At 69.9% G+C, this 10,858-nt stretch carries 12 protein-coding genes; 9 read left to right on the forward strand and 3 right to left on the reverse strand.

The window, feature by feature from the left end; all coding sequences use genetic code 11:
* Positions 1–28: 28 nt before the first annotated feature.
* Together ACWFR3_RS17330 and ACWFR3_RS17335 are read left to right on the forward strand one after the other, a co-directional pair.
* Positions 29–562 (forward strand): GNAT family N-acetyltransferase, encoded by a 534-nt coding sequence (locus tag ACWFR3_RS17330; protein WP_453735413.1) that lies wholly within the window; start codon positions 29–31, stop codon positions 560–562.
* Between the two features lie 142 nt (positions 563–704).
* Positions 705–1,214, forward strand: coding sequence for a DUF3592 domain-containing protein (locus tag ACWFR3_RS17335; protein WP_453735414.1), 510 nt, complete (start codon positions 705–707; stop codon positions 1,212–1,214).
* 105 nt (positions 1,215–1,319) lie between these two features.
* Here the strand turns inward: ACWFR3_RS17335 and sigJ are convergent, their stop codons facing one another.
* A complete protein-coding gene (gene sigJ / locus ACWFR3_RS17340) occupies positions 1,320–2,219 on the reverse strand; it encodes an RNA polymerase sigma factor SigJ (protein WP_453735415.1) in 900 nt (299 codons plus the stop codon).
* Between the two features lie 118 nt (positions 2,220–2,337).
* On the opposite strand from sigJ, the gene ACWFR3_RS17345 reads away from it, so the two are divergent.
* Positions 2,338–2,700 (forward strand): hypothetical protein, encoded by a 363-nt coding sequence (locus ACWFR3_RS17345; protein ID WP_453735416.1) that lies wholly within the window; start codon positions 2,338–2,340, stop codon positions 2,698–2,700.
* 215 nt (positions 2,701–2,915) lie between these two features.
* Positions 2,916–4,256 carry a fibronectin type III domain-containing protein gene (locus ACWFR3_RS17350; protein WP_453735417.1) on the forward strand — a complete coding sequence of 447 codons (1,341 nt, stop codon included), beginning with the start codon at positions 2,916–2,918 and terminating at the stop codon, positions 4,254–4,256.
* Between the two features lie 63 nt (positions 4,257–4,319).
* Here ACWFR3_RS17350 and ACWFR3_RS17355 read toward each other — a convergent pair whose 3' ends face one another.
* The gene (locus tag ACWFR3_RS17355) at positions 4,320–4,949 is read right to left on the reverse strand and encodes a TetR/AcrR family transcriptional regulator (protein ID WP_453735418.1); all 630 of its coding nucleotides are present in this window, start codon (positions 4,947–4,949) and stop codon (positions 4,320–4,322) included.
* A gap of 133 nt (positions 4,950–5,082) precedes the next feature.
* Between ACWFR3_RS17355 and ACWFR3_RS17360 the strand changes: the two genes are divergently transcribed.
* Positions 5,083–5,544, forward strand: a complete 462-nt coding sequence (locus tag ACWFR3_RS17360; protein ID WP_453735419.1) for a hypothetical protein — start codon at positions 5,083–5,085, stop codon at positions 5,542–5,544.
* Positions 5,541–6,305 (forward strand): NAD(P)-binding domain-containing protein, encoded by a 765-nt coding sequence (locus ACWFR3_RS17365; RefSeq protein WP_453735420.1) that lies wholly within the window; start codon positions 5,541–5,543, stop codon positions 6,303–6,305. The genes ACWFR3_RS17360 and ACWFR3_RS17365 overlap by 4 nt, the downstream gene beginning before the upstream one ends.
* Positions 6,306–6,342: 37 nt before the next feature.
* Here ACWFR3_RS17365 and ACWFR3_RS17370 read toward each other — a convergent pair whose 3' ends face one another.
* Positions 6,343–6,777 (reverse strand): VOC family protein, encoded by a 435-nt coding sequence (locus tag ACWFR3_RS17370; protein ID WP_453735421.1) that lies wholly within the window; start codon positions 6,775–6,777, stop codon positions 6,343–6,345.
* A gap of 174 nt (positions 6,778–6,951) precedes the next feature.
* On the opposite strand from ACWFR3_RS17370, the gene ACWFR3_RS17375 reads away from it, so the two are divergent.
* From ACWFR3_RS17375 to ACWFR3_RS17385, 3 genes are all read left to right on the forward strand, one after another.
* Positions 6,952–7,953 (forward strand): ROK family protein, encoded by a 1,002-nt coding sequence (locus ACWFR3_RS17375; RefSeq protein WP_453735422.1) that lies wholly within the window; start codon positions 6,952–6,954, stop codon positions 7,951–7,953.
* A 399-nt stretch (positions 7,954–8,352) separates the two neighbouring features.
* Positions 8,353–9,690, forward strand: coding sequence for a cellulase family glycosylhydrolase (locus tag ACWFR3_RS17380; protein ID WP_453735423.1), 1,338 nt, complete (start codon positions 8,353–8,355; stop codon positions 9,688–9,690).
* 90 nt (positions 9,691–9,780) lie between these two features.
* Positions 9,781–10,800, forward strand: coding sequence for a LacI family DNA-binding transcriptional regulator (locus ACWFR3_RS17385; protein ID WP_453735424.1), 1,020 nt, complete (start codon positions 9,781–9,783; stop codon positions 10,798–10,800).
* The last annotated feature ends 58 nt before the right edge of the window (positions 10,801–10,858 follow it).

Consider the following 10,858-nt stretch of genomic DNA (forward strand, 5'->3'; position numbering starts at 1 on the left):
GCATTGCGGTGCCGGGGCGCCGGTCGGCATGCTCGCCGCTGTGAACACTGCCCCGGACTTCACCGACGCCACGATCTCCGTACCCGTCAGAGTGCGTGACCTGCTGCTCCGCGACCTGCCCGCATGCGGCTGGGCGGGCTCGGCCACCCACCTGCGCCACGTAGAAGGGGAGTTGGCGCGCGCGGCGACCGGTGAGGTGGACTACCTGGCTGTGTGCACGCCTGCGGATCTGCCGGTGGCGATCGGCGGCATCGACTATGCCGTCTCCGGGAAAGCCTCCGGGCAGGCCGGAACCCTGTGGCAGCTCGCCGTACTCCCGGCACTCCAGTCCCGCGGCCTGGGAACGCTGTTGATCCGAGCTGCGGAGGAAAGGATCCGCGACCGCGGCCTGCGCAGGGCCGAACTCGCCGTGGAGGAGGGCAACCCCCGGGCGCGCGCCCTCGACGAGCGCCTTGGCTACGTCGCGTACGGCCGCGCGCTCGACGGCTGGGACGTGGAAGGACCTGACGGGGTGCTCCGTCGCCACGAGACGATGTGCGTTCTCCTGCGAAAGAGCCTCTGAGTCACATCTGCGAGCGCGTAGCCGTCGCCGGCCGGTGTCCGCTCCTGCGGACGGTTCGGTTCCGGATCGGCGGGGGGCGCGAGCACGGCGGCCGGATGCCCGGGATAGCGTCCCTCTCCTTTGGACAAGTGAGAGGGACGTTGTGCAGTTTCGGGTACGCAGGTGGGGAGCGGGCCAGTGGGTCACGTTCGGGGCGATCGCGTTCGGGACGTTGTTCCTGGCGATCGGGCTGATCCTGACGGGGGTGTCGGTCTCGTACCTGGCCAATGGCGAGCGTGCCCGCGGAACGGTGGTGTCGATGGAGTGGCGGAGCGATGGCGGCTCCGGCAAACGCCGGGCGAACGACGGGCCCACGGCATACCCGGTCGTCCAGTTCACCGCGGCGGGCGGCAAGTCGCGGACGTTCGAGGGCTCGACGGGGTCCAACCCGCCGGCGTACGACCTGATGGAGAAGGTCGAGGTGCTCTACCGCGCCGATTCCCCGCAGGACGCGCGAATCAACAGCTTCATCTCGCTGTGGCTGCTGCCGCTGATCTTCGGTGGGATCGGGCTGGTGATCGGGGGAATCGGGGTGACCGTTGCGGTGGTGAGGCGCAGGCGGCCCCGGAGGACTGTCCAGCTCACCAAGGACCCGGCGGGGCAGTCGGCATGACTCGGTAGGGCTTGCGAAGCCCGGGCGGCAGGTCCGCCTCTGCCGCCCGCAAGGCCGGAAACCCCGTCCGTCTCGGCCAGTTGACTGCTGGTGTGGGCCGGACCCCTAGCCGTCCCGCCCCCACGGCCGCAGTTTCTCCGGATTGCGGACCGCCCAGATCCGGGTGACGCGACCGTCGGTGACCTCGAACGAGGCCACGGTCATCACGCTGCCGGCACGCCGGGCAACCAGGCCCGGCATGCCGTTGACCGACCGCTCCAGGAGTTCGAGCCCCTGAGCCTTGTCGGCGATCGCGACCATGTACTGCGCGATGCGCGCCCCGCCTTCGATCGGGCGCAGGGCGGCACCGGCCATGCCGCCGCCGTCGGCGGTCATCACGGCGGCCGGGTCGAGGAGGTCGACGAGGGCCGCGATGTTCTTGGACTCCCACGCCTCCTTGACCTGCCGCACCGCGTCGGCCTGGCCGGCCGCCGTCACCGGAGCCCGCGTGACGCGCACCCGCCGCCGGGCGGAGGCCGCGAGTTGCTTGCAGGCAGCGGGGGAGCGGTCGAGGATCCCGGCGATCTCGGCGAAGGGGTAGCGGAAGACGTCGTGCAGGACGAACGCCACCCGCTCGGCGGGTGTCATCGACTCCAGGACCACCAGGAACGCCATGGTCACCGATTCGTCCAGGACCATCTGATCGGCGGGGTCGGTGCCGTGGCCGTGGTCCCGCTCGGCGTGGTCGGGCAGCGGATCGGGCAACCACGCGCCGACGTAGCGTTCACGCCGGGCCCGCGCCGAGCCGAGCACGTCCAGGCAGATGCGTCCGGTCACCGTCGTCAGCCAGGCACCGGGGGAGACGATCTCGTCCTGCCTGCCGCGTGGCAGCGCATACCAGCGCGCATAGGCCTCCTGTACGGCATCCTCGGACTCGGCCAGTGAACCGAGCAACCGATAGGCCACATTCATCAGTTGGCGCCGCTCGCCCGCTATTCCGTCCGTGCTGGTCCCAGCCGTCCCCATGCTTCCGACCGCCCCCTCGCCTTACCTTTCGCAGGCCCGCGTCGTCGGCCTGATGAGACCTTATCGATCTACTGCCTCCGGGGCGGAAAACCTCCGGGGCGGAAAAGGGGACCGCGGCATGGCGACCCAGGCGACGACACAGCGCAGCTTCTCGTTTCTGCAGATCGCGATCACTCTGCAGACCCTGACCATCTTCCTTCAAGCGGTCTCGGCCGGACTGCTGTTGACCTCGGCCTACGGAGAGACGCTGCACAGCGTCGGAGCGCGCGTGATGTACGCGGCGTCGATGCTGTACGTGCTCGCGGCGGTGCTGGCCTGGAAGCCCGGCGGCGGCTCGCCGCGGCCCATCTGGCACGCCTCCGGCTTCCTCGTCCTCGCCTCGGCGCAGGTCGTGCTCGGCATCGCGCACGTACCGTCGGTCCATCTCCCCCTGGGTGTCCTGATGTTCGGGCTGAGTCTGCTGGCGCTGGCGCGGCGCTGAGGGGGATTTGCTCCGCATCCGCATTCTTGTCCGCCTCCACCTCCACCTCCGCCTCCGCACCGGCCCGCCCCGGCGGAAAGGCGCGCCGCCTCCCATCTCCCGGGCATATACAGCTACAGTGCCTTGCCCCCACGGCACCACAAGCTCCCCCCACGACTTGCAGCCCCAACTCCCGTACGCCCGTACGTGGTTCCACCGGAAAGGGAACGCCAGCCGTGTCTCAACGACGCAATCCCAGACCTGCGGCCATCGCCTCCGCGGCCGCTGTCGTCGTCCTCGCCCTCGGTATATCCGGCACCGCCCACGCTGCCGCGCCCACCACGGCCCACAGCTCTGCCGGCCGTGTCAGCGACGACCCGGACCAGCCCGAGAACCCCCTGTACGACGCCCCCGAGAGCTTCCACGTCGTGTCCGGACGTGAGTCCGTCTCCCTCTCCTGGAGTTCGCTCTCCGCTGCCACCGGCTACGAGGTGTACCGGGCCGAGGCCGAGGGGACCGAGCCGGACGAGGTCGGCCCGTACAAGCGGCTCGCCACCGTGCCTGCCAGTACATACGTCGACAGCGACGCCGACCCCGACGTCGAGTACGCCTACAAGGTCCGCGCCCTGGACGACGCCGGTCACGTGTCGCCCTTCACCGATCCCGTCCGCGGCAACCGGGACACGGTCGCGCCCCTCTCGCCGCAGGACCTCACCGTCGTCCGCCAGGACGAGCGCGGTGTGACGCTCACGTGGCGCAGCGGCAACTCGGACTCGGTGAAGTACGTGCTGTACCGCACCTCATCCGACAACTCCGCACGCACCAAAGTCGGTTCGACGACGTCGCTGACCTTCCGCGACACCAAGGGCGACCCGGGCCTCATGTACCTGTACGAGGTGCGGGGTGTCGACGCCGCCGGGAACGAGTCCCAGGGGTCGATCTCGGTGAGGGGCACCAAGACCGTCACCGAGACCAGTGCGCCCGCGGCCCCCGCCATGGGAAACCGTCAGCTCGTCGGCAAGCGGCTGACCCTGTCGTGGTCGCAGAGCCCGTACATCCCCATTTCGTCCTACACGGTCTACCGCTCCAAGACCTCCCCGGTCGACATCACTGACCCTGCCAACCGCGTGGCCACCACGACACGCACCGAGTACATCGGCACGGTGAGCGAGGACGAGGGCGAGCGGGACTACTACTACGCCGTCGTCGCCACGTCCCGGCACGACGTCTCCTCGGCGGCCTCCGCGTCGGTCAAGCCCGACTACACGGAGGCGCATCCGCCGTCGGCCACACAGTTCTACAAGGTCACACCGGGCGCGGGCAGTGTGAGCCTCAACTGGTATTCCGCCTCGTACGGCACGGGTGATGCGCCCGTGACCGGCTACCGGGTCTACCGCTCCACGAAGCCCGGAGTCACCAAGGAGAACGCCGAGTTCAGCCACCTCACGAGCCTCCAGGAGTACGTGGACCGCGGTCTTACGGGCGGCACGGAGTACTTCTACGCCGTTGCCACGGTCAACGAGGACGGCGAGGAGTCCGCCCTCTCCCCTGAGGTGTCGGCCACGCCGACCGACTGACGGACGAGGGGCCTCGTACTGCGGAACGCCCACGCGGCTGATGATGCCGCCGGGGCGTTGCCGCTAGCGGGCGGCCCGGTCCTTGATCCCGGCGAGCACGGTGTCGAGCATCCGGTCGAACTCAGGCAGGGATCCGAAGTCGGCCATGAGGGGGGTGAGGGCGGCCATGGCCGGGAATGCGGTGGCGTCGAACTCGGGTGCGGCGCCGGGCTCTTCGCCGGTACGCGCCAGCAGGTGACCGTTGAGGAAGCTGAACAGCACCATGGGCGCGTCCGCGACCACCTGGTCGGGCAGGGAGGCTTCACGCATCGAGGTGACCAGTCGCTCCAGGGCGGAGATCGCGACCGCCGAGGTCTGGGCGCGCGTCACCAGCAGCGGGAACACCCGCGGGTGCCGGTAGGCCATCTCGCGGTAGCCGTGCGCCGTCCGGCGGGCGACTTCCTCCCAGCCGCGGGATACGTCCTCGTCCGCGGCGACCGCCACCTCGGCGAGTACCGCCTCGGACATCGCGTCGAGGAGCGCCGTCTTGCCCTTGATGTGGTGGTAGATCGACATCGGGTCGACTTCGAGCTCTTGCGCGAGCCGCCGCACCCCGAAGCGCTCCAGGCCGTCGCGGTCGACCAGGGCGACGGCGGCGGTGGCGATGCGCTCGCGGTCGAGCCCCGCTGAGGTACCCCGGGTGCGTCTGGCCATGCCTGATCCTTCCCCTCTCCCTTCCCTCTCTCCTTGCCAAATCTACACCGTAGAAATTATGGTGCGGAACGCAAACCTACGGCGTAGGTTCTGAGCTGCTGGTCCACAAGTCGGGAAAGGGAAGAGCACTCTGATGACCAAGACACGCCATGAGCGATGGGCAATCGGCACGATGTACACGGGCCTTGGACTCACCGTCCTCGCGACGGTCCTCCCGTACGTCGACCGTGCCACCAGCCATCTGCTGGCCGACCACATCCGGGCCGGCTACCCCGCCTACACCGCGACGCAGGTCGACTCAGCCGTCACCACGTACCTGATCCTGCTGTCCGTCCTCGGAGCGCTCGGCGTCACCGCCTGGCTCTGGACGGCCCGGGCCGTCAAGGCGGGTAAGCGGTGGGCCCGCCCCGCGGCCACCGTGATGTTCGTGCTCGGCACCGGCGTCGCCCTGGCCGCACTGCTCACCAAGGACACCTCCGGCGACACCGGCCTGCCGCCGGAACTGGGCTCGGCCATGACGGCGCCCTGCCTGGCGGCCCTCCTGGCACTCACACTCCTGTGGAGGCGACCGCAGCTTTCGAGGGGGCATCAGTGAAGCGCATCGGCATCATCGGAGTCGGCGAGATCGGCCGCGCCCTCGTGACGGGCCTGTACGAAGGGGGCGGCGAGTCACCCGAGGTGTTCCTCTCGCCCCGCGGAGCCCGTACGGCAGCGGAGTTGTCCGCGAGCCACGAGGGTGTACAGGTCTGCGCCGACAATCAGGCGGTGATCGACCGCTCCGAAGTGGTGATCATCGCTGTACGCCGACAGGACCGGCACGCGGCACTGGCCGACCTGCGGGTGGCCGACGACAAGATCGTGGTCAATGTGATGGCCGGCGTAGCCAACGACGACCTGCGCCAAACCCTGGCCACCGAGGCTCCGCTGGTGCGGGCCATCCCCCTGCCCTCCGTACGCGAACGCCGCTCCGTCACGGTGACGTACCCGTCCCACCCGGTGGTGGATTCCCTCTTCGAGGGCCTGGGCGGGGTGCTACCGGTAGCGGACGAGGGGGCCTTCGACGTCTTTTCCGCCCTGACGGGAACGCTGACCACTCATTACTCGTATCTCGCCACCCTCACGTCCTGGGCCGCAGGGCAGGGCATCCCCGCCGACGACGCGGACCGCTACATCCGCAGCCTCTTCCAGGGCGTCGGCCGCGCCCTGAGCGACGAGACCCGCTCCCTGAACCAACTCGCCGCCGACCACGAGACTCCGAAGGGAAACAACGAACGCATCCGCACCACATGGTTCACCCCGGCCAACTCCCAAGCCCTCCAAGAGGCCCTCGACGGCCTTCTCGCCGAACTGAGGTAATCCGGTCGAGGGGAGGGGAGGAGCCGGCCCCGCAACTTCAGTCGAGACAGAACTCGTTGCCCTCGACGTCCTGCATCAGGAGGCACGACTCGTTGTAGCCATCGGCAGGCAACAGCCGCACGCGTATCGCGCCGAGCGGGACCAGCCGAGCGCATTCGGCCTCAAGTGCGGCCACGCGTTCCTCACCCACGAGCCCGGTGCCGGCCCGAACGTCGATGTGCACCCGGTTCTTGACGACCTTGCCTTCGGGAACGCGCTGGAAATACATCCGCGGGCTCACACCTGAGGGATCCATGCAGACAAAATCCGCGCCCCGACGCTCGGGCGGCAGCGAGCGATCGTAGTCGTCCCAAGTGGCGAACCCTTCCGGCGGCGGCGGTACGACGTACCCCAGTACCTCGCACCAGAAGCGCGCGACGCGCTCGGGATCGGCGCAGTCGAAAGTGATCTGGAACTGCTTGATCGATGTCATCGGCACATCGTAGAGGCGGGGTGGCGAGCAGCCGCCCGATGTGTGTCTGTTTCCGATGACTCCGAGCGAGGTCCGGGCTGCCCGCTAACTATTGACGGAACCGGTTAAGTATTCTTCCGGGGCAACGTTGGCATGCCGACGGGCCGGAGGGTCCGTGCCGGAAGGGGTGGGGTCATGTACGCAGCGCTCGATATCGGCGGGACCAAGATCGCGGGGGCTCTGGTCGACACGGAGGGGTGCGTGGTGAGGCGTGTTCAACGCCCCACGCCGGCCGCGGAGTCGGCCGGTGTGCTGATGGCGGCCGTCAATGACGTGCTGGACGGGCTGGCCCGCGATCCCGGCTGGGGTGTCATCCGCGGTCTCGGTATCGCCAGTGCGGGTCCGGTAGACACGGCGTCGGGTGCCGTCGGCCCGGTCAACATTCCCGCGTGGCGCGGCTTTCCGCTGGTGGATGAAGTGCGCGCGCATCCCATGCTGTTCGCGGGCGTCGAACCCGTGCTGATCGGGGATGCCGTGGCGATGACGGCCGCCGAGCACTGGCTGGGTGCGGCCCGCGGCTTCGACCACGCGCTGTGCATGGTCGTCTCCACCGGCGTCGGCGGCGGGCTGGTCCTCAACGGCCGCCTGTATCCCGGCCCTTCGGGCAATGCCGGGCACATCGGTCACATGAGCGTTGACCTGGACGGCGCGGCGTGCCCGTGCGGGGCGCGGGGCTGTGTCGAGGGCATGGCAAGCGGCACGGCGATCGCCCGGCGGGCACTCGCCTCCGGCTGGGTTCCGCCGGCGGGGGAGCCCGCCACCGCCGCCACGGTGGCGCAGGATGCCCGGCAGGGGAACGCCCCGGCGCTGGCCGCCTTCGATCGTGCGGCGCAGGCCCTGGCTGCCGCCATCGCCGCAACCGGCGCCCTCGTCGAGATCGGCGTGGCGGTGATCGGCGGGGGAGTGGCGCAGGCGGGAGATGTGTTGTTCACGCCGCTGCGGCGTCACCTGGACGCTTACGCCGCCCTCGATTTCGTGCGGGGTCTCGAAGTCAGGCCCGCGGCCCTCGCGCAGGACGCGGGGCTCGTCGGCGCCGCCGCCGCGGCCCGTCTGCTCGCTGACGCATCCGTCCCTCGCGGGCGAGTTGACCCTTCGCCGGTGAAGGGGTGGTCCGTCTTGAGCGGCGGTCCGTCCTGAGCGTCGAACCTCTCTCGAACCACCGGTAACTTAACCGGTTCTGCGCAAAGCGTTGTGCCGCGCCTCCACGGCCCCTAATGTCGTGGCCGTCGCCGGGCGGAAGCTCCGGACCGGCTCGCCTGGACCGTATGTACGCGGGCCGAGGGGTGCGCCGAGGGCCCGACTGCCTTCCCGAGTACCGCTCGGGCCCGCCGCCGCCCGGCGTACGAGCCGCGCCACCCGTGCGGCGCCGGCACCACCGCTGACCGCACACCGCACGACCGGCACCGGCGCCCACGGCGTTCCTCCGACGCGGGCGGGCGTCGTGCCTGCACCGCCCCCGCCGGTAAGCCACGCCCCGCCCCCGTGGACCCGCACGCCCCGGGCCGCGGCACCCACCGACCGAACCAGGAGCACTGGATGAGACGAATTCGAGCCGCCGTCGCGACAGGCACCCTGCTCGCCGCCTGCGCTTCCTTCCTCACCGCCGCCCCGGCCGCCCAGGCCGCCGCATCTCCCGGCTTCCACATCCGGGACGGACGGCTGCTGGACGCCAACGACAAGGACTTCGTGCTGAGGGGCGTCAATCACGCCCACGCCTGGTACCCCGACCGGACCGGCCAGGCGCTGAAGGACATCAAGGCCAAGGGCGCCAACTCCGTACGCGTGGTGCTGAGTACGGGCGATCAGTGGACCAAGAACGACACCGCCGACGTGGCCCGCGTGGTGGACGAGTGCAAGAAGAACCGGCTCATCTGCGTCCTTGAGGCCCACGACACCACCGGATACGGCGAGGCGGGTGCCGCGGCCCCGCTGTCCAAGGCCGTCGACTACTGGCTGGACGTCAAGAGCGCCCTCATGGGCCAGGAGAAATACGTCCTGGTCAACATCGGCAACGAGCCCTACGGCAACACCAACTACGCGGCCTGGACCGGCGACACCAAGACCGCCATCGGCCGCCTGCGCGACGGCGGCATCGATCACACCCTGATGGTCGACGCCCCCAACTGGGGCCAGGACTGGTCCTTCACCATGCGGGACAACGCCGCCGGTGTCTTCGCCGCCGACCCGGACAAGAACACCCTCTTCGACATCCACATGTACGGCGTCTACGACACCCCGGCCGAGGTCAGTGACTACCTCAACCGCTTCACCGCGGCCAAACTACCCGTCGTGGTGGGCGAGTTCGGTGACATGCACTCCGACGGCAACCCCGACGAAGACGCCATCATGGCCACCGCCCAGTCGCTGGGCATCGGCTACATGGGCTGGTCCTGGAGCGGCAACGGCGGAGGTGTGGAATACCTGGACCTTGTCCAGAACTTCGACGCGGCCCAGCTCTCCGGCTGGGGCAGGCGCCTGTTCGACGGCGCCAACGGCATCAAGGCCACCGCCAAGGAGGCCAGCGTCTTCGCCGGATCCGACGGAGGTGGCGGGAGCGGCGCCTGCGCCGTCACCTACCGCCTGAGCGACTGGGGCAACTCCTTCAACGCGGAGATCACCGTCCGCAACCCGTCCACGCAGAAGGTCGACGACTGGGGCCTGGACTTCGCCTTCCCCGCCCAGCAGAAGATCAACTCGGTGTGGAACGCCAGGGCGACCCAGGACGGGGCCCGCGTACACGTCACACCCGAGTCCTGGACGAAGACCATCCCGGCGGGCGGGTCGGTGAGCTTCGGCCTCAACGGTTCCTCCACCGGAAACAACGCCGCACCGGACGCCTTCACCCTCAACGGCAAGACCTGCACCAAGTCCTGAACCCCGGTTCAGTGCGCGGATGCGTGCACTTCAGCGGCCGGCCGGTAAGGTCGGCCGCTGAAGTGCGGAACCGGTACAGCAGGAGGGCGCATGAAACGGCCGACTATCGCGGACATCGCCCGCAGCGCGGGAGTCTCGAAGGTCGCGGTGTCCTACGCCCTCAACGACCAGCCCGGTGTCTCCGAGCAGACCCGGGCGAAGATCAAGGCCATCGCGCGGGACGTCGGCTGGCGGCCGAGCAACGCGGCGCGTGCCCTCAACGGCGCGAAGGCCCGCGCGGTGGGCCTGGCCGTCTGCCGTCCCGCCCGCACCCTGAGCGTCGAGCCGTTCTTCATGGAACTGATCAGCGGCATCGAGTCCGAACTCGCGCCGCGGTCCATCGCGCTCATGCTGCAGACCGTCACCAGCCACGACGACGAGATCGAGCTGTATCGCCGCTGGTGGGGCGAGGGCCGGGTGGACGGCGCCCTGCTCGTGGACCTGCACGACGACGACGCGCGCATCCCGGCCTTCGCGGCCATGGACCTGCCCGTGGTGGCCCTCGGCCCGCCCGAGGCGGCCGGCTCCGTGCCCGCCGTATGGTCGGACGACGGCGCGAGCATCCACGAGACCGTCGCCTACCTGGCGGCTCTCGGGCACCGCCACATCGCGCGCGTCGCGGGCCTGCCCGAGCTCGCCCACACGGGCGTGCGCGACGCCGCCTTCGGGGCGGGCTGCCGCGCCGCCGGTCTGCCCGACCCCGAAGTGGTGCACACCGACTACTCGGGCGACGAGGGAGCGCGGGCCACCCGCAAGCTTTTGATCGCCGCGGAACGCCCGTCGGCGATCGTCTACGACAACGACATCATGGCGGTCGCCGGTCTTTCGGTGGCGCAGGAGCTGAACCTCGACGTGCCGCGCGACCTGTCCCTGGTCGCCTGGGACGACTCGCCCTTCACCCAGGTCGTACGCCCCCAACTCACCGCGCTGACAAGGGACATCGCCGAGTACGGCGCCAGCGCGGCGCGGATTCTGCTGGCCGCTGTCGACGAGGAGCCCGTCGAGGACAGCCAGGTCCCGGCCGCCCGGCTGGTTCCCCGGGCGAGCACCAGCGCGCCGCAGCGCGGATAGGCAAACCGCGGGCAGGCGGAGTGGGGGCGTCGCACACCTGGATGTGCGACGCCCCCAC

Source organism: Streptomyces sp. NPDC055189 (genome assembly GCF_053606765.1).

Bases quoted from the DNA above. Each gene is read 5' to 3' on its own strand.
- ACWFR3_RS17330 (WP_453735413.1), top strand. From the start codon at position 29: ATGCTCGCCGCTGTGAACACTGCCCCGGACTTCACCGACGCCACGATC.
- sigJ (WP_453735415.1), bottom strand. From the start codon at position 2,219: ATGGGGACGGCTGGGACCAGCACGGACGGAATAGCGGGCGAGCGGCGC.
- ACWFR3_RS17345 (WP_453735416.1), top strand. From the start codon at position 2,338: ATGGCGACCCAGGCGACGACACAGCGCAGCTTCTCGTTTCTGCAGATC.
- ACWFR3_RS17355 (WP_453735418.1), bottom strand. From the start codon at position 4,949: ATGGCCAGACGCACCCGGGGTACCTCAGCGGGGCTCGACCGCGAGCGC.
- ACWFR3_RS17360 (WP_453735419.1), top strand. From the start codon at position 5,083: ATGACCAAGACACGCCATGAGCGATGGGCAATCGGCACGATGTACACG.
- ACWFR3_RS17370 (WP_453735421.1), bottom strand. From the start codon at position 6,777: ATGACATCGATCAAGCAGTTCCAGATCACTTTCGACTGCGCCGATCCC.
- ACWFR3_RS17375 (WP_453735422.1), top strand. From the start codon at position 6,952: ATGTACGCAGCGCTCGATATCGGCGGGACCAAGATCGCGGGGGCTCTG.
- ACWFR3_RS17380 (WP_453735423.1), top strand. From the start codon at position 8,353: ATGAGACGAATTCGAGCCGCCGTCGCGACAGGCACCCTGCTCGCCGCC.
- ACWFR3_RS17385 (WP_453735424.1), top strand. From the start codon at position 9,781: ATGAAACGGCCGACTATCGCGGACATCGCCCGCAGCGCGGGAGTCTCG.